Origin of the sequence: Micromonospora sp. WMMD734 (assembly GCF_049178975.1) — a bacterium.
Lineage (GTDB): Bacteria > Actinomycetota > Actinomycetes > Mycobacteriales > Micromonosporaceae > Micromonospora > Micromonospora wenchangensis.
In genome coordinates, this window is sequence record NZ_JBMHMK010000001.1 from 7,040,303 (window position 1) to 7,062,169 (window position 21,867).

Below are 21,867 nucleotides of genomic sequence, written 5' to 3' on the forward strand. Positions count from 1 at the left end.
CGCCCGTGCCGGGACCCCCGGCACGGGCGCGATCGTGTGGTGGCCGGTCGCGGGCCGGCTCAGGACGTCAGCGTGGCGAAGACGATCACGTTGTCCTGGTAGCTGCCGGCGGCCTGGTCGAACTGGCCGCCGCAGGTCACCACCCGCAGCCCGGGACGGTCGTTCGGGCCGTACACCAGGTCGGTGGGGAACTGCGTCTTCGGGTACGACCGCACCTCGTCGACGGTGAACGTGGCGGTGCTGCCGTCGGCCCGCGCCACCGCGACGGTGTCGCCGGGCAGGAGCGAGCCGAGCTGGAAGAAGACCGCCGGCCCGAGTTGCGCCGAGTCGACGTGCCCGACGATCACCGCGTTGCCGGTCTCGCCGGGGCTGACCCCCGGCTCGTACCAGCCGGCCTGCTGGGCCTGGTCCAGCGGGGGCACCTGGACCGTGCCGTCCGGGTTGGTGCCCAGCGGCATGATCCCCGCGTTGACCCCGATCCTGGGAATCAGGATCGTGGTGGGGGCGGAGCGGGGCAGCGGGGCGGGGCCCGGCGGCACGCTCGCGTCGGCGGGGACCTGCGCGTCCGGGTCGTCGACCGGCCCGGTGTCCCCGGCCGGGGCGTCCGTCGGGGTGGTGTGCGGCGCGGCCTGGGCCGCCGGCTGCGGCGGACGGGGCGGGGGCGTGGTCCGGATCGACGCGCCGATCAGGCCGGAGCCGGCCATGGCGAGGAGGACGACGACGGCCGCGCCGGCGGCGCGCCACGGTCTCCCGTGACGGCCGCCGGCCCGTGTCGCCGTCGGGTCAGCCGAGCTCATCGGCCCGACGCCGACGCATCAGCACGATGCCGCCGAGAGCGGCCGCGCCGATCATGCCGGCCCCGCCGGCGACCATGCCCCGGTCGGCGCCGGTGGTGGTCATCCCACCGTCACCGCCGTCGACGTGACCCTTCGGCAGGACGACCAGTTCGCCCTCGCCGCACGAGCCGTTCAGCTCGTACCGGCCCGGACGGGCGTCCCAGGAGACCTTGGCCTCGCCGTAGTAGACGAAGTCCCGCTTGTGCTCCCAGCCGCCCTCGTCCTTGCCGTAGCCGTACTCGTCCTCCTGGCCGTAGCCCTCGTGGCCCTGCCAGTCGCCCTCGTCGGACTCCTCGTCCCAGCCGTGCTCGCCGGACTCCTCGCCGGGCTTGCCGTGTTCCTCGCCCTTGCCTTCGCCGGGCTTGCCGTGCTCGTCGGGCTTGCCTTCGTCGGGCTTGCCTTCGTCGGGCTTGCCTTCGCCGGGCTTGCCGTGTTCCTCGCCCTTGCCCTCGTCGGGCTTGCCGTGCTCGTCGCCCTTGCCCTCGTCGGGCTTGCCGCCGTGGTCCGGGCCCTGGTCGGCGGCCATGAAGCCACCGCCCTGGCCGCCCGCCGGGGGCTGACCGCCGTCCGCCGGAGGCTGGCCGCCCTCGGCCGGAGGCTGCGGCTTGGGGCCGTTGTCGTCGGGGCCCTTGCCCTCGTCGGGCTTGCCGTGGCCTTCGCCCTTGCCCTCTTCGGGCTTGCCGTGGTCCTCGCCCCGGCCCTCGTCGTCCTTCCAGCCGCCGTGTTCCTCGCCGCGGCCGTCGGCGGGCCTGAGTTTGACCTTGCCGGTGACCTTGGACCAGACGAAGGCGTGTTCCTGCGCCTCCGGGCAGATCTCGATGAGCTTGACCTCTTCGCCGGGCTTGACGACGTGCGGCTTGGCGAAGACCTTGCCGTCCCGGCTCTCGCCGTCGTGGTGACCGTCCGCGAACGCGATCCCCGGCGTGAACACCAGAAGGGACGCGCCACCGAGAGCGGCACCCGCGACAACCTTCCCGAGCATCTTGTTAGCCATGACCTGCGTCACTCCATCCCCTGTTGTCCTGAGCCCGACGACAGTCGAGCTATGACCGACGTTAGACGGTTTCACGACTTATTCGGGGAAAGATTCGTGTTTTCGGCTTTACCGATGATGCGACCCATAAGAACCCTGGGCCGCTTGTGTCGGGATTACCCCCCGGCTGCGCGGTCGGGGCGCTCGCGGCCGGCCTGGGCGGAGATAGGCTCGTAGCGGCCCGGATGCCGATCCGGGCGTTGCGGCCAGGTTGCCGCGAAGTATCGAGCCATTGCCATGGAAGCGCTCCCATGCAAGAATCGCTGCACGCGGTTCGGGGAGCCACACCGCGCACGGCAGGGGTCGAGGGCAACCGGTGCACCGGACGACGTCGCCGCCGACCGGTCCATGCGGGCCGGTGAAGCTCACCACCACCACGCCCGTCCCCCGGGTCGGGCACCCCCCCGAGATGTCCCGTTGGCGCCGGGGTCGTCCGTACCCCAGGACGCTCACGCGCCACTTGCCGGTCCCCTCGTGGTGCCGGTCTCGCCCAAGGAGTGCAAAAGGCATGAATCTGTGGAGAAGTCTGTCCGCCCGACGCCGGGCGTTCGCCCTCACCGGGGCGAGCGTGCTGGTCGCGGGCGGGCTGGTGACCATCCCGGTCACCGCGGCGCAGGCCGCCACCCAGTGCAGCATCGACTACACCACCAACGACTGGTCCGGTGGCTTCACCGCCAACGTCACCATCCGCAACGTGGGTGACCCGATCAGCAACTGGACCCTCGGCTTCACCTTCCCCAACAGCAGCCAGCGGGTGACCCAGGGCTGGTCGGCCAAGTGGTCGCAGAGCGGCCAGAACGTGACCGCCACCAACGAGTCCTACAACGGCTCGCTGGGTCGCGGCGGCAGCACCACCCTCGGGTTCAACGGCTCGTGGAGCGGCAGCAACCCCAAGCCGACCTCGTTCACCCTGAACGGGGTCGTCTGCGGTGGCGTCACGCCCACCACCCCGCCGCCGACCACCACCCCGCCGCCCACCACGCCTCCGCCGACCACCCCGCCGCCCACCACCCCGCCGCCCACGACGCCTCCGCCCACCACGCCCCCGCCGGGGCAGAAGGTGGACAACCCCTACGCCGGGGTCAAGGGCTACGTGAACCCGGAGTGGAAGGCCAAGGCGGACGCCGAGGCCGGTGGCAGCCGGGTCTCCAACAACCCGACCGCCGTCTGGCTGGACCGGATCGCCGCGATCAACGGCACGCCGGACAGCAGCTCCAACGGCGCGATGGGCGTCAAGGACCACCTGGACGCCGCCCTCGCCCAGGGTGCCGGCTACATCCAGTTCGTGATCTACAACCTGCCCGGCCGGGACTGCTCGGCGCTCGCCTCCAACGGTGAGCTGGCCGCCGACGAACTGCCGCGCTACAAGGCGGAGTACATCGACCCGATCGCCGCGATCCAGAGCCAGGCCAAGTACGCCAGCCTGCGGATCATCAACATCATCGAGATCGACTCGCTGCCGAACCTGGTCACCAACACCTCCGGCAACGCCGGTGGCACGGTGCAGTGTGACGTGGTGAAGGCCAACGGCGCGTACGTCAACGGCGTCGGCTACGCCCTGGCCAAGCTGGGCCCGATCGGCAACGTCTACAACTACATCGACGCCGGTCACCACGGCTGGCTGGGTTGGGACACCAACTTCGGCCCGACCGCCGACATCCTGAAGACCGCCGCGGTCGCCTCCGGCAGCACCGTGAACAACGTGCACGGCTTCATCACCAACACGGCGAACTACTCCGCCCTGAAGGAGCCGTACGTCAAGATCACCGACTCGGTGAACGGCCAGACCGTCCGCCAGTCCAAGTGGATCGACTGGAACTACTACGTCGACGAGCTGTCGTTCGCCCAGGCGTTCCGCACCAAGCTGATCTCGGTCGGCTTCAACAGCAACATCGGCATGCTGATCGACACCTCCCGTAACGGTTGGGGCGGCACCGCCCGGCCCACCGGCCCGGGCGCGACGACCAGCGTCGACACCTACGTCAACGGTGGCCGTGTCGACCGTCGGTTCCACGCCGGCAACTGGTGCAACCAGGCCGGTGCGGGTCTCGGCGAGCGGCCGAAGGCCAACCCCGAGCCGGGCATCGACGCCTACGTCTGGGTGAAGCCCCCGGGTGAGTCCGACGGCTCCAGCTCCCTCATCCCGAACAACGAGGGCAAGGGCTTCGACCGGATGTGCGACCCGACCTACACCGGTAACGCCCGCAACGGCAACAGCATGAGCGGCGCGCTGCCCAACGCTCCGATCTCCGGCGCCTGGTTCTCCGCGCAGTTCCAGGAGCTCATGAAGAACGCCTACCCGGCGCTCTGACGAACCAGCCCGCCGCGGCTGGAGTGAGGCACTGACGCGGCGGGCGCACCCGGGCCCCCGGTCCGACCGAGAGGTCGGGCCGGGGGCCCACCCGTGTGTCGGGCCGCTGTCGCGCCGGCCTCAGGGGACGGTACGTTCCACCGCGGCCCGACCCATCTCGGCCAGGTCACGCCGGGCCCGCTCCAGGTTCTCCGGGGTCAGGTCCTGCCCGCGCGCCATGACCAGGTCCTCCGGTTCCCAGGGCTGCTCCGCCCCGGTGCGGATGTTGTCCCCACCGGCCCCGGTGCCGGTTCCGGTGGCCCCGGTGCCGGCGGCGTACGGGTCACCGATCAGCTCCTCGGTCGCACCACCGGACTGGTCACCCGGCGCGACGAAAGCCGGATCGGCCGGACCGGCGCCGCCCCGGGAGAACCGCGGCACGGTGGAATCGTCGTCCACCGCGGCGGCCACCTCGGGGCGCTCCTCCAACGGTCGGTTCGGGTCACGGTCGGTCATGGTGCCGCCCTCCTGTCCCAGACGCTTCCCGCGCCCGGGTACCCCGTCCGGGCGACCCCATGCCGGGCGGATCAGACCTCCCGGGCCTCCTCGGCGCTGGGCGGCACCACCGGGCGCAGCCACTGCCAGGCCAGCATGAACAGCCCGAAGGCCAGCATCGCCAGCCCGGCCCACAGGTTGATCCGGACGCCCTGCGCCTTGTCGATCTCGGCAGCCGAGTCGAAGAGACCGACCAGACCGACGATCACCCCGTACACCACGAAGAGACCACCGATGACCCGGCGGATGTCGAACAGCCGGGCGGCGGCGGACCGCTTGCGTTCGTTCTCGGTCTCGGCGACCTGCGGGTCGTTCGCGCGTTCGCTGTGCTGGTCCACGCCTGCGCCTCCCTCTCGTGACGGACCGGGCTCAGAAGACCGGGATGTAGAAGAGCACGGCCAGCACCAGCGCGATCGCGCCCAGCAGCACCGGCGACCGCCACCAGACCTGGTCCCCGGCGAGCACGTCGCCCTTCAGGTCGATCCCACCCATCCCGTAGACCAGACCCTGCAACTCCTCGGCCCGCTTGGGACGGGTCAGCGGGGTGACCACCGCGGCGACCACGGCGACCGTGACGAAGGCGATGCCCGCGCCCCAGAAGCTCTCCTCCAGGTCGGAGTTGAAGTCCACCACGCCGGCCTTGTAGAGCAGGTAGGTCGCCAGCGCGGCCAGGGTGCCCGCCAGCAGCGACCAGAAACCGGCCAGCGCGCTCATCCGCTTCCAGAACATGCCGATGATGAAGGTGGCGAACAGTGGGGCGTTGAACAGGGAGAACAGCGCCTGGATGTAGTTCATGATGTTGCTGAACCCGGCGGCGATGAACGCGGTGCCGATGCCCACCACCACCCCGCCCACGGTGGCGATCCGCCCGATCCGGATGTAGTACTCGTCGGAGCGTTCCCTGCGGACGTACGCCTGCCAGATGTCGTAGGTGAAGACGGTGTTGAAGCCGCTGACGTTGGCCGCCATGCCGGCCATGAACGAGGCGACCAGGCCGGTGACCGCGATCCCGAGCACCCCGTTGGGCAGCAGGTCGCGCATCAGCAGCGGAATCGCGTTGTTGTAGACCAGGTCACCGGACTCGGCCCCCAGTCCCTTGACGGTGACCAGCGCGATCAGACCGGGGATCACGGTCACCACCGGGATGACCAGCTTCGGGTACGCGGCGATGATCGGCGTACGCCGGGCGGCGCTCATGTTCTTGGCCGACAGGGCCCGCTGCACCTCGGCGAAGTTGGTGGTCCAGTAGCCGAAGGAGAGCACGAACCCGAGCCCGAACACGATGCCCAGCCAGTGCGCGCCGAGCGGGTTGGCGGTGCTGCCGGTGCCCTCCCAGGCGTGCAGCCCGGCCTCGCCGAGCTTGGAGTCGCGCACCGAGTCCATCAGGCCGGACCAGCCGCCGACCTTCACCAGGCCGATGACGGTGATCGGCACCAGCCCGGCGATGATGACGAAGAACTGGAGCACCTCGTTGTAGATCGCGCCGGAGAGCCCGCCGACGGTGATGTAGGCCAGCACGATCGCCGCCCCGACGACGATCGCCAGCCAGAGCGGCCAGCCGAGCAGCGCCTGCATGATCAGCGCCAGCGCGTACAGGTTGACCCCGGCGATCAGCACCTGGGCGACCGCGAAGCTGATCGCGTTCAACAGGTGGGTCGGGCGGTTGAACCGCAGCCGCAGGTACTCCGGGACGCTGCGCACCCGGGAGCCGTAGTAGAACGGCATCATCACGATGCCCAGGAAGATCATCGCCGGTACGGCGCCGATCCAGTAGTAGTGGACGGTCATGATGCCGTACTGCGCGCCGTTGGCGGCCATCCCGATGATCTCCAGGGCGCCCAGGTTGGCCGAGACGAAGGCCAGGCCGGTCACCCAGGCGGGCAGCGAACGCCCGGAGAGGAAGAAGTCGACGCTGGTACGGATCGCCCGGCGGGCGGCGAAGCCGACCCCGAGCACGGTGACGAAGTAGAGCGCGAGGATCCCGTAATCCAGCACGTTCATGTTCAGTCTGAGCCCGGCACCGTCCATCGTCCGCCACCCTTCCGATGCGCCGTCGACGCTCGCCGGGCGCGCTATTACCCCTCGTGCGGGTTTTCATGCCAGAGGTCCGGGTCGGATCGGTGGGCGAACCGTCGACGCCCCGACCGGGAGTGGCCCGGCCGGGGCGTCGACGCAGGTGGGTGGTGGGTGGTCCGGTCCGGAGCCGGCGGGCCGTCCGCGCGGCGGTTCAGCGGCCCAGCACGCGGTCCAGGAAGTCGCGGTACCGCCGGACGGCCACCCGGAGCTGCTCGGTGTCGGCCTCGTCGGCACCCTGCCAGCCGCCCAGCTTCTCCTTCTGCGCGGCGAGCGCCTCGGCGAGGGCCGTGATCGCCTCCTCGACGAGGGACTGCGCCTCGCCGGCCGCGCCCCGGGGGTCGTCGACGAACCGGAGCTGCACGTCACGCCAACGGTCCCGGAAGCCCTGCGCGGCGTCCGCCTCGAACAGCGTCGCCGCGTCGCTGGGCACGTTCGCGCCCGTCGACCTGTCGGCGTCCGCCCCGGCGGTCCCGGTCGAGTGGTGGTCCCGGTCGTGGATCCGGTCCGCCGCGGTCGGGTCGGCCCGCTCGTCGTCGAACGGTTCGGTCCGCCCAGGCGCACCGTCACCGGGCACGGCGAGGTCCTCGTCCCGGGCGTCCCGCTCGTCCTGCGGCCGGCCACCGGCCAGCGCCGACGCGGCCACCGCGTCGCCCACGCTGGTCGCCCCGAAGGTGGTGGGCGGCGGCGCGGGCTCGTGGAACTCCGGCCGCCGGTCCCCGTCCGGGTCGGTGCCGGCCGGCGTCTCCCGGTCGGTCGCCAGGTCGGCGTCGTCACGGGAGCGCGGGCGGCCGAGGGGCAAGCCGTCGTCGTCCCGCGGGCCGTAGTAGCCGTCGTGGTTGTCGAAGCCGTCCCGGTCGTCGAAACCGTCGCCGTCGATGCCGTCGTCGTCGTGGTCGATGGCGTCCCGGTCGTCGACGCCGTCGCGGTCCCGGTCGTCGCGGGCCGTGGCGTGCCGGCCGACGGGGACGGTGTCGGCCGCGTCCGGTGGCGGCACCGCCACCGGGGTGGACCGGACGACCTCGGGGTGTTCGGTGGGCAACTGCTGCTCGTCCTGGCGCATGGCGGTGTCTCCTCAGCGGGTGGTGGCGTCCTGCGGGCTGTCCGGGTGCTGCTGCTGCGGGAGGCGCTGCCCGACCGGCTCCTCGCCGAGCAGGTCGGCGACGAGGGCGCGGTAGTGGACGACGGCCTGCCGGAGATCCTCGGTGCCGGCCTCGCCACGCTCGTTGCGCAGCCGGATCTCGTGCGCCTCCCGGTAGTGGGTCAGGGTGCGGGCGTGCTCCACGGACAGGTGCGCGGCCTGCTCGGCGAACTCCCCGGTCGGGTAGCCCCGGTCGGCGATCAGGCGGCTGACCAGTTCGTCGGCGTCCCCGACGGCCTCGGCCGGCGCGTCGACGAAGCGGACCTGGAGTTCCTCCCAGGCGGCGGCGTACCGGGCCCGCTCGGTCGGGCCGAGCGGGGTGAGCGTCAGCTCCGCGTGGCGGCGCTCCCGCTCGCGCAGTTCCCGCTCGGCGGCGCTGCGGCTGTCCTGCTCCGCGACCACCCGGTCGTACTCCGGGCCGAACCGGGACCGCAGGGCGCGTCGGCGGTTGGCCACCACGGCCACGGCGACCAGCGCCGCCACCACCAGTACGGCGAGAACCAGTAGGACTATCTGCGTGGGCGACATGGCTCCTCCTTCGCCCTGCGGTATTCCCTCCCCGCACTGATCACCAATCCCGATCCGGCGAATTTCCTCCGCCCACGCCGATCCCGACCGGGACGAAGGGGCCACGACGTGCGTCCGGGGCCGATCAGGTGGAAATCCGGTCACATTTTTCCATCGGTCCGCAGGCCGGCCCGGGGTCGGTGCGGGCCCCCGCCAATGCCTGATCAACCCGGGTGCGGCCAGGTCAGGTGCCGGCCGGCCGGGGCGGGGCGGGGCAGCGACGCAGCGGTGACGCCGGGAGACGCACGGTAGTGCTGAGCGTCAGGATTACGTATCCTGCCCGAGGTGCCGTGCCGGTGCCCGGCATCGATGCCGGAACCGCCCGGTCGGTGCCGGCGACACCGCCGACACTCCCGCCCGGGCGAGGACTCATGGACACCCGCGACTGGCCGATCCGCGCCAAGCTGACCGCCCTGGTCGTCACCCCGGTGGCCGCCCTCCTGGCGCTGTGGATCTTCGCCACCACGTTGACCTTCGGGCCGGCGCTCGACCTGCTCGCCGCCCGGACCCTGCTTGCGGACTTCGGCCGCCCCGGCGAGCGGGTGGTGGCCGAGCTGCAACGGGAGCGGCGGGCCTCGGTGATCCAACTGGCCGGCACCGGCACCCTGCCCGCCCTCGCCGACCAGCGGCGACGCACCGACGAGGCGATCGTCGAGCTGCGTCGGATGATGGCCGGCGACGCACTGCGGGACGCCGCCGGTGACCTGCTCAACGCCCGGCTCGACGCGCTCGGCGCCGCCCTGGAGGCGTTGCCGGCCGGTCGGGGGTTCATCGACCGCCGGCAGGTCGACCGGGCCGGTGCCATCGGCCTGTACAGCGGCATGATCTCCTCGGCCTTCCAGGCGTTCGCCGCGACGGCGGCGCTGCCCGACGCCGAGTTGAACCGGCAGGCACTCGCCCTGACCGCGGTCGGCCGCTCCCGCGAACTGCTCGGCCAGACCGACGCGATGCTCGCCGGGGCGTTCGTCGCCGGCCGGTTCACCGAGGGCGAGCACCTGCGGTTGGTGCAGACCATCGCCAACGAACGGTTCCTCGCCGAGTCGGCGGTGGCCGACCTGCCGGCCGCCGACCGGGCCGCCTACCAGCGGCTGGTGGAGGGGGAGGCGTTCGTCCGGCTCCGCACCATGCAGGAGCAGCTGCTCAGCGCCGGGCCGTCCGGCCTCCCGCCGATCGACCCGGCGGCCTGGCAGGCCAGCCAGGCGGCCGTCCAGCAGGAGCTGCGTGACTTCGAACTCAGCCAGGCCGACGGGCTGGCCGAACGGTCCGTGCCGGTCGCCGTCACGATCCTGCTGCGCCTCGGCGTCGCCGGGGTGCTGGGCCTCGTCGCGATCGGGGTGTCGCTACTGGTCGCCATCCGGGTCGGTCGGACGCTGGCCCGCCGGTTGTCCGCCGTGCGCAACGCCGCGCTGGAGCTGGCCGGGCACCGGCTGCCCGACGTGGTGGCCCGGCTGCGCCGGGGCGAACAGGTCGACGTCGCCCGGGAGGCCCCGCCGCTGTCCTATGGCGCGGACGAGATCGGTGACGTCGGCCGGGCGTTCACCGAGGTGAGCCGGGTGGCGGTGCGGTCGGCGATCGACGAGGTGACGCTGCGGCGGGGGCTGAACGAGGTCTTCCTCAACCTCGCCCGGCGCAGTCAGGGTCTGGTGCACCGGCAGCTCGCCGTGCTCGACCGGATGGAACGTCGCGCCGAGGACCCGGACGAGCTGGCCGAGCTGTTCCGCGTCGACCACCTGGCGACCCGGCTGCGCCGGCACGCCGAGGACCTGGTCATCCTGGCGGGGGCGGCACCGGGCCGGGGCTGGCGGCAGCCGGTCGCCCTGCTGGACGTGCTGCGCGGCGCGATCTCCGAGGTCGAGGCGTACGACCGGGTGGACATCGGCCGGGTCGAGCCGGCCGGGCTGCTCGGCCGGGCCGTCGCCGACGTCATCCACCTGCTCGCCGAGCTGATCGAGAACGCGACCGCCTTCTCCCCGCCCGAGCGTCGGGTCGAGGTGACCGGGGCGCCGGTCGTCGACGGCTACCTCGTCGAGATCACCGACCACGGGCTCGGGATGACGCCGCAGGCGGTGGAGGACGCCAACCGCCGACTGGCCACCCCGCCCGAGTTCGACCCGGCCGACAGCGCCCGGCTCGGCCTGTTCGTGGTCTCGCGGCTGGCCGCCCGGCACGGCGTCCAGGTCACCCTGCGGACCGGGACGCCGGTCGGGCTCACCGCACTGGTGCGCCTGCCGGCCGACCTGATCACCGAGGAGCCGCCGATCGCCCCGCCGACCCGGGACCGTCCGGCCGCGTCGGTGACCCGGCTGACCACCCTGCCCCGACCGCGGACCACCCGGACCACCCGGGAGCGACCGGACCAGACGGTGCTGCCGTTCGCCCCGGCCCGTACCTCGTCGGTGGAGGCCGCCGTCGATGGCGACGGCCTGCCCCGCCGGGTCCGCCGCCGGGGCCCGGTGGCCCGTCCGCCGCGCCCGCCGGCCGGCCCCGACCCGACCACCACCCGCTCCCCCGAGGAGGTACGGCGGCAGATGTCGGCCCTACAGGCCGGCACCACCCGGGGACGGCTGGACAGCAGCGGCGTCCACCCGGTCCCGCCGGCCCGGCCCACCCCGACCGCGGGCGGCGACCCGGGGCGGTCCGACGCCGGGGCATCCCCGTCGTCGGCCGGCCCGGTGCCGACGCCCGATCCGACCGCGACTGAGAGGGACGCCTAGTGGTGCACACGACACGGCAGAACGCCGATCTCGGCTGGTTGCTCGACGAACTGGTGGAGCGGGTGCCGGCGGCCCAGCAGGCCGTGGTCCTCTCCGCCGACGGTCTGCTGCTCGGTGCCTCCGCCGGGCTGGACCGGGCCGACGCCGAACACCTCTGCGCGCTGGCCTCGGGCTTCTCCAGCCTGGCCAAGGGGGCCAGCCGGCAGTTGGCCGCCGGTGGCGTCCGGCAGACGGTGGTGGAGATGGAGGAGGCGTACCTCTTCGTGACCGCTGCCGGGCAGGGCGCCTGCCTGGCGGTGGCCTGCGCGGCGGACGCCGACATCGGCCTGGTGGCCTACGAGATGGCGATGCTGGTCGTCCGGGTCGGCGAGAACCTGACCGCCCCGGCGCGGGCGGCGGGGCTCGCCGATGCGGGCTGAGCAGCCGGGTCACCAGCACGAGTGGCTGGACGGCGCGGCCGGCCCGGTGGTACGCCCGTACACCCTCACCGGTGGCCGGGTGCGGCCCGCCGTCGGCGGCTTCGACCTGGTGGCGTTCGTGCTGGCCGCGGCGGGCGTCGACCCGTACGGCCAGCCGGGGCTGCAACCCGAGCACCGTCGGCTGGTGGAGTGCGCCAGGCAGCCGGTGGCGGTGGTGGATCTCGCCGCCGACCTGGATCTCGCCCTCGGGGTGGTCCAGGTCCTCCTCGGTGACCTGCTCGCCCGTGGGCTGGTCACCGTGCACGAACCGCCGGCCGCCGCCGGCCTTCCCGACGACGACATTCTCAAGGCGGTGGTCAGTGGACTACGTGCGCTCTGATCGCGACTCATCAGCGGACCGGCTGCCGCTGGCTCTCAAGATCCTCATTGCCGGTGGCTTCGGCGCCGGCAAGACGACGCTGGTGAGCGCGCTCAGTGAGGTCCGGCCGTTGCAGACCGAGGAGGTGCTGACCGACGCCGGGATCGGCACCGACGACCTGTCCGGGGTGGAGGGCAAGTCGACCACCACGGTGGCGATGGACTTCGGCCGGATCACCATCACCGACGATCTCCAGGTCTACCTGTTCGGCACCCCCGGGCAGGACCGGTTCTGGTTCCTCTGGGACGAGTTGGCCTTCGGCGCGCTCGGCGCGGTGGTGCTGGCCGACACCCGCCGGCTGGCCGACTGCTTCCCGTCGATCGACTACTTCGAGCAGCGCGGCATCCCGTTCGTGGTGGGGGTCAACTGTTTCGAGGACACCCGCCGGTTCGGCGTGGACGCGGTGCGGCAGGCGTTGGACATCGAGCCGGAGGTGCCGGTGATGCTCTGCGACGCCCGGGACCGGCAGTCCGGCAAACTGGTGCTGATCTCGCTGGTCGAGCACGTGGCCCGGCAGCGCGGCGAACCGGTCCCGGTGGGCTGACCGGCCCCGCGCCGCTGCCGGGTGAGGAAAACCCGGGAAACCAGGGATGCCGGCGGGTGATTGCGGGAAGCCTGGGAAGCGACGACGGGATTCGGCGGAGGGGTGGTCCGGTGACGGGGACGATCGTCCACATCGGCGGTTACACGGCGGACACGGGTGGGCGCGGCGAGGGCATCGTCGCCGCCCGGCGGGACCCCGAGTCGGGGGAGTTGACCCCGCTCGGCACGGTCGCGGTGACCCCGGCGCCGTCCTTCCTCGTGCGGCATCCGTCCCGGCCGGTGCTCTACGCGGTCAACGAGCTGCCCGAGGGGCAGGTGAGCGCGTTCGCGGTCGATCCCGACGGCGGGCTGACCCCGCTGGGGGTCCGGTCGACGGGCGGTGCCGAGCCGGCCCACCTGGCGGTCGCCCCGGACGGCGGGCACCTCTTCGTGGCCAACTACGGCGGGGGCAGCGTCGCCGTGCTCCCGCTGGACGGGCAGGGGGTGCCCGGGGACCGTACCGACCTGGTGGTCCACCAGGGGCACGGCCCGGACCCGCAGCGGCAGGAGCGGGCGCACTGCCACATGGTGTCGCCCGATCCCGGCGTCGGCCCGCTGCTCGCCGTCGACCTGGGCACCGACTCGGTCTACCGGTACGACCTGGACGCCGCCACCGGCCGGCTGACCCCGCGCGCCCCCCGGGTGCACACGGTGGCGGGCACCGGTCCCCGGCACCTGGCCCGGCACCCCGACGGGCGGCGCTGCTGGCTCGCCGGTGAGCTGGACGCGACGGTGACCGCCTACCAGCTGACCGCCGACGGGGCGCTGCACCAGCTCGGCCGGGTGGACGCCAGTGGGCGGGCGGGTCACGTCCAGCCGTCGGAGATCACGGTCGGCCCGGACGGCCGGTTCCTCTACCTGGGCAACCGGGGGGTCGGCACGGTGGCGGTCTTCGCCCTCGACGGGGAACTGCCCCGGCTGGTCGACGAGGTCGACACCGGCGGGGAGTGGCCCCGGCACTTCGCGTTCGCCGGTCGGCACCTGTACGTCGCCGACGAGCGGGCCGACATGATCCGGGTGTTTTGGGTCGACCCCGAGTCGGGCGTGCCGTCGCCGGTGGGTGAGCCGGTGGCCACCGGGAGTCCGACCTGCGTACTGCCCTGACACACGTCCGTCCGGGGTGGATCGGTGCCACGTCACGAGACGATTTAGTTACTCAGGGTACCGAAATAGTGATCAACTGTTTCTCCTGCGTAACTTTCGTCCGAACGGTCATGGCAGAAAGCGAACGAGATACGCAAGATGGTCAGCGTGTCTGGCCGCCATCGCATGCGTTCAAGTATCCGTGGAGCGGGCGCCGCCCTGGCGGCGACCGCGCTCGTCGTCGTGGTCGGCGGCTCCTGGGTCGGTTACCAGCAGTTGGCCGGACCGTCCTGCTCAGGGGAGATCCAGCTCGCCGTGGCCGCCGCGCCCGAGGTCGCGCCGGCCGTCGAGGCGGCGGCGGCCCAGTGGACGACGGACGGGGCGGCGGTCGGTGGCACCTGCATCAAGGTGAACGTCACCGCCTCCGAACCGGTGGAGGTGGCCGCCGCGGTGGCCAGCAAGCACGGGGCCAGCCTCGCCGGGGTGGGGCAGGCCAGCGGCACCGCGGTCACGCCCGACGTGTGGATTCCGGACTCGTCGACCTGGCTGCTGCGCCTCAAGAGCGGCGGCGCCACCGCGTTCGCCCCCGGCAACGGCGCGTCGATCGCCCGCAGCCCCGTCGTGGTGGCCATGCCGCAGCCGGTGGCCAGCACCAAGTTCGGCTGGCCGGAGAAGAAGCTCACCTGGAACGACATGCTGCGCGCCGTACGCGGGGACAAGCCGCTACGGGCCGGCATCGTCGAGCCGACTCAGGACGCCGCCGGGCTCTCCGGCCTGCTCTCCCTGACCGCCGCGGCCAGCGGCGGGGGCGGCGACGCCCAGCAGGCGACCACGGCCGCGCTGCGGGCGCTGGCCACCGGCCGCTCGGCGCTGCGGCAGGACCTGCTGGCCCGGTTCCCGCGTTCCAACGACCCGACCTCCATCGCCAGCGCGCTCGGTGCCGCCGCGCTGTCGGAGGAGGACGTCATCGCCTACAACAACACCAAGCCGCCGATCCCGCTGGCCGCGCTCTACCTGGAGCCGTCGCCGATGCCGCTGGATTACCCGTACGCGGTGCTTCCCGGCATCGACCAGGCCAAGGCGTCGGCCGCGAAGGTGCTCTTCGAACTGCTCACCACGCAGAGCTTCAAGAACCGGCTGGCCGTGCAGTCGCTGCGGGCCCCGGACGGCAACTGGGGCGACGGTTTCAAGGCGCCGCAGGGTGCGCCGAGCCCGGCCGGCGGCGGTACGGCCGTACCCCCGTCCGGGGGGACCGCCGCCGGTGGCCTGGATCCGGTGGCCATAGACCGTGCGGTCTCCGGTTGGTCGATCGCCACCCAGTCCGGGCGGATGCTCTGCGTCATCGACGTCTCCGGCTCGATGAAGGCCGCCGTCCCGTCGGCCAACAACGCCAGCCGGGAGCAGGTGACCGTGGCGGCGGCCAGCCGGGGCCTGAACCTCTTCGACGACTCCTGGTCGATCGGGCTGTGGACGTTCTCCACCGAACTGGTCGGCTCGCGGGACTGGCGGGAGATCGAGCCGATCAGCCCGCTGTCCGGCAACCGGGGAAAGCTGGAGCAGGGGCTCGCCGGTATCCGCCCGTCCAGCGGCGACACCGGTCTGTACGACACCATGCTGGCGGCGTACAAGACGGTCCAGGACGGTTGGGAACCCGGCCGGGTCAATTCGGTGGTGCTGTTCACCGACGGTAAGAACGAGGACAAGAACGGCATCTCGCAGAGCGCGCTGATCAGCCGGCTCAAGCAGCTCAACGACCCGGAGCGTCCGGTGCAGGTGGTCATCATCGGCATCGGTAGCGAGGTCTCCAAGACCGAACTCCAGTCGATCACCAACGTCACCGGTGGCGGCGCCTTCGTCACCGAGGACCCGTCCAAGATCGGTGACATCTTCCTGAAGGCCATCGCGCTGCGCCCGAACGCACCGCGCTGATCCCTCGCACAGTGCACATGGGTCACTGCATCCGGTGAGAATTGGTGCCATGGTGGGATTTCCCCACTCCGGCGGCGAAAGAAAACTGACAGTAATGCGTCCGAAGCAATAGGTGAGCATCATTGTGGGGCAGGATGTCGGGAGCGCTCCGGCCGGCGGACCCCTCCAGAGGTGAGCATTCAGGCTCGGAGCCGACAAGTGTGATGTGGGGGAGGTTGGGTGACCTCGGCGACACTGTCCACGCCCGTCCGTACCCCGCCGTCGGCGCCCGGTCGCCGATCGGCGGGTACTCGTTCCCAGGCCAACCAGCGAAGCTACGTCCGCACCCTGGTGGTGCTGGACACCGCCGTTCTGTCGCTGGCGGTCCTCGCCGGCTACGCCACCCGCTTCGGCGATGCCGTGCCGCGCGGCTCGGAGATCCCGTACGTGGTGGTGGCACCGGCCCTGGTGCTGGTCTGGTTGGTTTCACTCAAGGCGCTGCGCTGCTACGACGACCGGGTGCTCGGCTACGGCGCGGACGAGTACCGGCGGGTCAGCGGGGCGAGCCTGCGCCTGGCCGGTGGGGTCGCGATCGCCGGTTACATCTTCGACGTCGGGGTCTCCCGGGGCTTCCTCGGCATCTCCTTCGCCGTCGGCACGATCGGGCTGGTGGCCACCCGGTTCGCCGCCCGTAAGGCACTGCACCGGGCCCGCTGCCGGGGCGACGGCTGGTCCCGGCGGGTCCTCGTCGTCGGGGACACCGCGCACGTGCTGGAACTGGTGCACACCCTGCGCCGGGAGCCGTACGCCGGCTACCACGTGGTCGGCGCGTGCATCCCCGACGCGCTGCTCGCCCCGGTGCCGCAGCGGCTCAGCGACGTACCGGTGGTGGGTTCCCTGCGCGGCATCCCGGAGGCCGCCGCCGCGATCGGCGCGGACACCGTCGCGGTCACCGCGTCCGGCGAGCTGACCGCGACCCGGCTGCGTCGGCTGGGCTGGCAGCTGGAGGGCACCGGGATCGACCTGGTCGTCGCCCCCGCCCTCACCGACGTCGCCGGCCCCCGCATCCACACCCGGCCGGTGGCCGGCCTGCCACTGATCCACGTCGAGGCACCGGAGTTCCGGGGGGCCCGCAAGCTGGTCAAGGAGTTCGTCGACCGGTCCGCCGCCGCGGTGGCGCTGGCGCTGCTGCTGCCCCTGGTGGCGCTGATCGCGCTGGCCGTCAAGCTGGACAGCCGGGGTCCGGTGCTGTTCCGGCAGACCCGGGTCGGGCAGGGCGGCCGGGAGTTCGGGGTGCTGAAGTTCCGCACCATGGTGGTCAACGCCGACGCGCTGCTGGCCGAGCTGGTCGCCCGCAACGAGACCAACGGGCTGATGTTCAAGATGCGCGACGACCCGCGGGTCACCCGGATCGGGCGGCTGCTGCGCAAGTGGTCCCTCGACGAACTGCCCCAGCTGGTCAACGTGCTGCTCGGCCAGATGAGCCTGGTCGGCCCCCGCCCGCCGTTGCCGTCCGAGGTGGCCCGCTACGACGGTGACGTGGCCCGCCGCCTGCTGGTCAAGCCGGGCATGACCGGACTCTGGCAGGTCAGCGGCCGGTCCGACCTCAGCTGGGAGGACGGCATCCGGCTGGACCTCTACTACGTGGAGAACTGGTCGCTCGCCGCCGATCTGACCATCCTGTGGAAGACCTTCGGCGCGGTGCTGCGCGGGCGCGGCGCCTACTGACCGCCGGGCCCGGCGTCGCACGCGCCGGGCCCGCCGGTCTCACTCCTGCGGACCGGTCCAGTCCAGGCAGACCACCACCGCGTCGTCCACCAGGTCACCGGCGACGAAGGCGCGTAGGTCACCGATGAGCGAGCGGACCGCGTCCAGCGGCGTCATCGGGCCGGTACGCCGCAGGAACCGGTCCAGCGCCGTCTCGCCGTACCGGACGTGCTGCCCGGTCGCGTCGATCACGCCGTCGCTGAGCACGAACAGCCGGTCGCCCCGGCGCAGCTCGAAGCTCTGGTGCTGGTAGTCGGTGCCCTCGAACATGCCCAGCGGGAACTGCTTGTCGAGCGCCTGTTCGCTGACCTCACCGTCGCGCAGCAGCACCAGCCGGGGCGACCCGGCGTCCACCGCCGTCAGCACCCCGGTGGCCAGGTCCAGCTCCATCACCAGGGCGGACAGGTGCTGCTCGCCCCGGTGCAGGGCGTAGACCGCCTGGTCGGCGAGGGCGACCTGGTCGGCGAGGGCCAGCCCGCCCCGGCGCGCGTTGCGCAACGCGTGGGTGGCCAGCGCGGTGAGCATCGAGGCGGCCACCCCCTCACCGGTGCCGTTGATGGCCGACAGCCACAGCCGGGTGCCGTCGTCGGACCAGTCGAAACTGTCCCCGCGCACCGCGTACGCCGGTTCGAGCTGGCCGGCGAGGCGGAACGAGGGCCGGTCCCGGCTGCGCCCCGGCAGCAGTTCCCACTGCATCTCGGCGGCGAGGGTGAGCCGCCGGGCCCGGCGCGAGGCCCGGTAGACGTCGGTGCCGGCGGTGACCGCGGCCAACTCGTGCCCCAGGGCGGTGGCGATGCGGGTCAGCTCCTCGACCGCCGTCCGGTCGTCGGGCACCGGGGTCAGCCGCAGCACCCCGCGCCGCTCACCCCGCATGCCGACGGGGAACCAGCCGGCCCCGTCGGCGAGCACCGGCTGCTGGTGGTCGTAGCAGCGCCAGGCCGGGTGGCCGGGCCCGGTCAGCGGGTCGCCGCCACCCAGCGGCAGCAGCACCGACAGCCGGTAGTCGACCTGGAACAGCGCCACGTCGGTGATCCGGTAGGACCGCCCCAACTCGTCGGCGAGCCGTTCCAGCAGCAGGTCCGCGGGTGACTCGGTCAGCACCCGTCGGGCCCGGCATTCGGGTCCGCTGCTCATGCACGCCTCCTGACAGCGCAGATCCCCTGGTACGGGGGGTAGTCTCGGGCCCACCATGGCCGAAGAAAGTGGTCCTGACGGACCAGACGTGAGTATGGCCGCCGAGCTGGACGCCGCGACAGGGGCCCTGCTCTCCGTGTGGGAGGCGGCCCGGGAAAGTACCACCAGCCGGCTGTCCAGCGCGCAGTTACGTGCCGTCATGGTGGTCGAACGGCACGACGGGATCAACCTGCGCCGGCTCGCCACCCTGCTCAACATGCTGCTCTCCTCGGCGAGCCGGCTCTGTGACCGGCTGGTCGCCGCCGGCATGCTGGAGCGGGAGCCGGGCCGGTCGGACCGGCGGGAGATCGCCCTGCACCTGACCCCGGAGGCGAGCCGGCTCCTGGCCGAGCTGCGCCGGGACCGCCGGCAGCGGCTCGACGCCGTGTTGGCCGGGATGAGCGGCGAGGGCCGGGGGGCGCTGCTGCGCGGCCTGGTGGAGTTCGACCGGGTGGCGCGGGCCCGGGAGGGGGAGGGCGGACCGGTGGTCGAGTTACCGTCCGCACCGCCCCCACCGATCCGCGCCCGGCCGGGCAACGGCGCCCCGGCGGCCCGTTCGGCCTGATCCGCAGGCGGTCACCGGGGCATGGTCAGCAGGGTCCGGGCCTGACGCAGGTAGTCCCCGGCGTGCCGGTGCTCGGTCAGCGCGGCGGCGCACACCCGGAGCATGGTGTCCAGCAGCGGGACGCCGTCCCGGGCGTCGGGCACCTCCGTCTGCCAGCGGACGAACTCGACAAGCAGCCCCGGGTCGCCGATCCGGATCGCCGCGGCCAGCGCGTCGACCAGCTGGGCGACCGCGCCGGCGACCTCCTCGACCCGGTCGGGCTCCGGGGCCACCTCGCGGAGCACGAGCTGCACCAGGTCACGGCGGCGACGCAGCACCGCGACGTACTCGTCGGTGCCGGCCACCGGGACGGGACCGGTGGTCGGCGTCGGGCTCAGCGGGCCGGCCAGCAGCCGGGCCGCGTCCCGGGCGGTCGCCCCCCAGGCGGCGGCACCGACGGCGGCGGCCCAGCGGCCGTCCGGGCCGAAACCCGGGCCACCGGCCACCACCGGCACCCCGGCCGCCCGGCACGCCTCGATCATGCGCCCCGCCCGGATCAATCGGCTCGGCTGCACGCAGCTGAGCAGCACCGCGTCCGGGCCGGTCTGGTGCAGGTAGGAGACCAGGTGCCGGACCGGCACGCTCGCGCCGAGGAAGGTGACCCGCCAACCGGCGGCCCGGACCACCTCGACGACGATCCGGGCGGCCAGCGCGTGCCACTCGCCCTCGACGCAGGCCATCACCACGTGTCCGCGGGCCCCCGTCGGGCCGCTGCGGGCGGCGACCGCCTCGACCACCCGCTCGCTGACGTGGGTGGCCGCGTGCTCCTGGGCGACGCTCCACCGGCCGGTCAGCCAGCGCAGCCCCACCTCGCGCTGGGTCGCGGCGACCAGGTCCACCAGGACGTCGGCCACCGACGAGCCGGCGTCCAGCAGGCCGGTCGCGATCGCGGTGGCGGCGGGCAGGTCGGCCCGGTCCAGACAGTCGAGGTACGCCGCGACGACCTCCGGCCCCACCACTGCCGGCCCGGCCGGCGGGCCCGGGTCCGTGGCGGCCGGCCCGTCCGGTCGGCTCACGCCGGGTCCGCCGCGCGGACGGCCAGCATCGCTATGTCGTCGTGGCTCTCCCCGTCCAGCCACTCGTCGACGAGTTGGAGCAGCCAGTCGACCACGGCGGCGGGCGGCAGGCCGGCCACCGTGGCGAGCGCCTGCCGCAGCCGTTGCTCGCCGAACATCTCGACGGCCGCCGCGCCGCCGCGCGCCTCGGTCACCCCGTCGGTGTACGCCAGCAGCAGCTCACCCGGGGCGAGGCGTACCTCCACCTCGACGAACGTGGCCGAGGCGAACGCGCCGATCGGCATCCCGCCCACCCGGGCCTCGACGATGCTGCCGTCGGCGCGTACCACCAGCGGGGACGGGTGCCCGCCGCCGGCGATGCGGACCCGCAGCCCGCCGTCGGCCCCCGGTTCGGTGCTGCCCAGCAGCAGGGTGGTGAACTGGCTGCGCCGGGCGGCGTCGGGGGAGTCGAACAACGCCCGGTTGAGCAGGGCGACGAGTTCCCGGGGACGCTGCTCGACCAGCCGCAGGGTCTGCAGCGACTGGCGTACCCGGCCGGTGAGCACGGCCGCGCCGACCCCCTTGCCGCAGACGTCGCCGAGGGCGAACAGGGCCCCGGTGGCGGTGGGGAAGACCTCGTAGAAGTCGCCGCCGATGCGCAGGCTGTCCCCGGCGGAGCGGTAACCGCCGGCGAGGGTGACGCCGGGCACCGGGGGCAGTTCCGGCGGGAGGAGGCTGTGCTGGAGCACCCGCGCCAGGTGGGCCTGCTCGCCGTAGAGTTCGGCGGCGGCGACCGCGGACCCGGCCCGGGCGGCGAACTCCCGGGCCAGCTCGATGTCGCGCTGGTCGAAGCCGGGCCGGCCGACCCGGCGGACCAGGACCAGCGCGCCGGCCGGCCCGCCGGCGCTGGGCATCGGGCTGATCAGCACGGTGCCGGGGCGGCCGAACTCCGGCGGCAGCACGGCGTCCAGGTCGGCCAGTTCGGCGTCGAGCCAGGGGCTGGGGTCGGTGGTCGCGCCGCTGAGCGCCTCGACGAGCCCGGGGACCGCGCCGGTCAGCTCCGGGTCGGCGACCCCACCGACCGGGCCGGGGTCGCCGTCGGCGTAGCGCAGCCAGTGCGGGACGTCCTCGCCGGGCTGCGGGGGCCGGTGCACGACCAGCGCCGCGTCGGCCAGGTAGGGCACCGGCAGGGTGACGGTGCTGCGCAGGGTCTGCTCGCGGTGCAACGAGAGCCCGAGCCGGCTGCCGGCCCGGGCCAGGAACGCGGTGCGGGACCGCTCGGCGAGCAACGCGTCGGTGCGGGCGTGTTCGTCGGTGACGTCGCGCACGTACCAGGCGCAGCCCCCGCCGGCCAGCGGGCGGCAGACCCCGTACAGCCGGCGTCCCCGGTGCTCGGCGTCGAACGTCGCGGCGTCGCCGGTGACCGCGTGGGCCAGCGCCGGCACGGTGCCCGAGGTCAGGTCGGTGCCAGGGGTCAGCTCGGGCAGGAGTTGCCCGGCCATCGCGTTGACCAGGGTGACCCGCCCGGCCCGGTCGGTGGTGACCACCGCCTCGGCGAGCCCGTCGAGCAGTTCCCGGGCGAGCTGCGGGTCGGCCGGCAGCGGGCCGTCCGGCGACGGGTGGGCCGGCGCGCGGGACACCTGTCCGCCCCCGCTCACCGGGCCGGCGTGCCCGTCCCGGTGGGTCTTCGTCACCGCCGGTCGCCGGGC

General features: G+C 73.2%; 19 protein-coding genes. 9 read left to right on the forward strand and 10 right to left on the reverse strand.

The window, feature by feature from the left end:
* Positions 1–59: 59 nt before the first annotated feature.
* Complete coding sequence (locus ACN267_RS30795) at positions 60–797, reverse strand: class F sortase (protein ID WP_421490219.1); 738 nt, start codon at positions 795–797, stop codon at positions 60–62.
* Complete coding sequence (locus ACN267_RS30800; RefSeq protein ID WP_421490220.1) at positions 784–1,830, reverse strand: hypothetical protein; 1,047 nt, start codon at positions 1,828–1,830, stop codon at positions 784–786. Before ACN267_RS30800 ends, ACN267_RS30795 begins: the two co-directional genes overlap by 14 nt.
* Positions 1,831–2,377: 547 nt before the next feature.
* Here ACN267_RS30800 and ACN267_RS30805 point away from each other — a divergent pair.
* Positions 2,378–4,180, forward strand: coding sequence for a glycoside hydrolase family 6 protein (locus tag ACN267_RS30805; protein WP_421490221.1), 1,803 nt, complete (start codon positions 2,378–2,380; stop codon positions 4,178–4,180).
* 120 nt (positions 4,181–4,300) lie between these two features.
* Here the strand turns inward: ACN267_RS30805 and ACN267_RS30810 are convergent, their stop codons facing one another.
* The 5 genes from ACN267_RS30810 to ACN267_RS30830 form a co-directional block, all read right to left on the reverse strand.
* Positions 4,301–4,675 (reverse strand): hypothetical protein, encoded by a 375-nt coding sequence (locus ACN267_RS30810; protein ID WP_421490222.1) that lies wholly within the window; start codon positions 4,673–4,675, stop codon positions 4,301–4,303.
* Between the two features lie 71 nt (positions 4,676–4,746).
* On the reverse strand, positions 4,747–5,052 hold the full coding sequence (locus ACN267_RS30815; RefSeq protein WP_145921429.1) for a hypothetical protein: 306 nt from the start codon (positions 5,050–5,052) through the stop codon (positions 4,747–4,749).
* A gap of 31 nt (positions 5,053–5,083) precedes the next feature.
* A complete protein-coding gene (locus ACN267_RS30820) occupies positions 5,084–6,742 on the reverse strand; it encodes a sodium:solute symporter family protein (RefSeq protein ID WP_421490223.1) in 1,659 nt (552 codons plus the stop codon).
* 199 nt (positions 6,743–6,941) lie between these two features.
* Complete coding sequence (locus ACN267_RS30825; RefSeq protein ID WP_204958035.1) at positions 6,942–7,850, reverse strand: hypothetical protein; 909 nt, start codon at positions 7,848–7,850, stop codon at positions 6,942–6,944.
* 12 nt (positions 7,851–7,862) lie between these two features.
* Positions 7,863–8,456 (reverse strand): hypothetical protein, encoded by a 594-nt coding sequence (locus ACN267_RS30830; RefSeq protein ID WP_204958036.1) that lies wholly within the window; start codon positions 8,454–8,456, stop codon positions 7,863–7,865.
* A 410-nt stretch (positions 8,457–8,866) separates the two neighbouring features.
* On the opposite strand from ACN267_RS30830, the gene ACN267_RS30835 reads away from it, so the two are divergent.
* The 7 genes from ACN267_RS30835 to ACN267_RS30865 all read left to right on the forward strand — a co-directional run bounded on the left by ACN267_RS30835 (position 8,867) and on the right by ACN267_RS30865 (position 17,347).
* Positions 8,867–11,209 carry a nitrate- and nitrite sensing domain-containing protein gene (locus ACN267_RS30835; RefSeq protein WP_421490224.1) on the forward strand — a complete coding sequence of 781 codons (2,343 nt, stop codon included), beginning with the start codon at positions 8,867–8,869 and terminating at the stop codon, positions 11,207–11,209.
* Positions 11,209–11,628, forward strand: a complete 420-nt coding sequence (locus ACN267_RS30840) for a roadblock/LC7 domain-containing protein (RefSeq protein ID WP_145921424.1) — start codon at positions 11,209–11,211, stop codon at positions 11,626–11,628. The genes ACN267_RS30835 and ACN267_RS30840 overlap by 1 nt, the downstream gene beginning before the upstream one ends.
* Positions 11,618–12,007: a DUF742 domain-containing protein gene (locus ACN267_RS30845; protein WP_145921423.1), complete on the forward strand. Its 390-nt coding sequence runs from the start codon at positions 11,618–11,620 to the stop codon at positions 12,005–12,007. The genes ACN267_RS30840 and ACN267_RS30845 overlap by 11 nt, the downstream gene beginning before the upstream one ends.
* A complete protein-coding gene (locus tag ACN267_RS30850; protein WP_204958038.1) occupies positions 11,988–12,590 on the forward strand; it encodes a GTP-binding protein in 603 nt (200 codons plus the stop codon). The genes ACN267_RS30845 and ACN267_RS30850 overlap by 20 nt, the downstream gene beginning before the upstream one ends.
* A gap of 110 nt (positions 12,591–12,700) precedes the next feature.
* The gene (locus tag ACN267_RS30855; RefSeq protein WP_204958039.1) at positions 12,701–13,732 is read left to right on the forward strand and encodes a lactonase family protein; all 1,032 of its coding nucleotides are present in this window, start codon (positions 12,701–12,703) and stop codon (positions 13,730–13,732) included.
* Between the two features lie 165 nt (positions 13,733–13,897).
* The gene (locus ACN267_RS30860) at positions 13,898–15,640 is read left to right on the forward strand and encodes a VWA domain-containing protein (protein WP_204958040.1); all 1,743 of its coding nucleotides are present in this window, start codon (positions 13,898–13,900) and stop codon (positions 15,638–15,640) included.
* 219 nt (positions 15,641–15,859) lie between these two features.
* Positions 15,860–17,347, forward strand: coding sequence for a sugar transferase (locus tag ACN267_RS30865; protein WP_204958041.1), 1,488 nt, complete (start codon positions 15,860–15,862; stop codon positions 17,345–17,347).
* A gap of 39 nt (positions 17,348–17,386) precedes the next feature.
* Here the strand turns inward: ACN267_RS30865 and ACN267_RS30870 are convergent, their stop codons facing one another.
* Entirely contained in the window at positions 17,387–18,520 is a 1,134-nt protein-coding gene (locus ACN267_RS30870) for a PP2C family protein-serine/threonine phosphatase (RefSeq protein WP_281894762.1), read from the reverse strand.
* A 94-nt stretch (positions 18,521–18,614) separates the two neighbouring features.
* Here ACN267_RS30870 and ACN267_RS30875 point away from each other — a divergent pair, with 94 nt between their 5' ends.
* Positions 18,615–19,124, forward strand: a complete 510-nt coding sequence (locus ACN267_RS30875) for a MarR family winged helix-turn-helix transcriptional regulator (protein ID WP_204958223.1) — start codon at positions 18,615–18,617, stop codon at positions 19,122–19,124.
* Positions 19,125–19,135: 11 nt separating this feature from the next.
* Here ACN267_RS30875 and ACN267_RS30880 read toward each other — a convergent pair whose 3' ends face one another.
* A complete protein-coding gene (locus tag ACN267_RS30880; protein WP_421490225.1) occupies positions 19,136–20,179 on the reverse strand; it encodes a cobalamin B12-binding domain-containing protein in 1,044 nt (347 codons plus the stop codon).
* Positions 20,176–21,852 carry a SpoIIE family protein phosphatase gene (locus ACN267_RS30885; protein WP_421490226.1) on the reverse strand — a complete coding sequence of 559 codons (1,677 nt, stop codon included), beginning with the start codon at positions 21,850–21,852 and terminating at the stop codon, positions 20,176–20,178. Before ACN267_RS30885 ends, ACN267_RS30880 begins: the two co-directional genes overlap by 4 nt.
* Between the last annotated feature and the right edge of the window lie 15 nt (positions 21,853–21,867).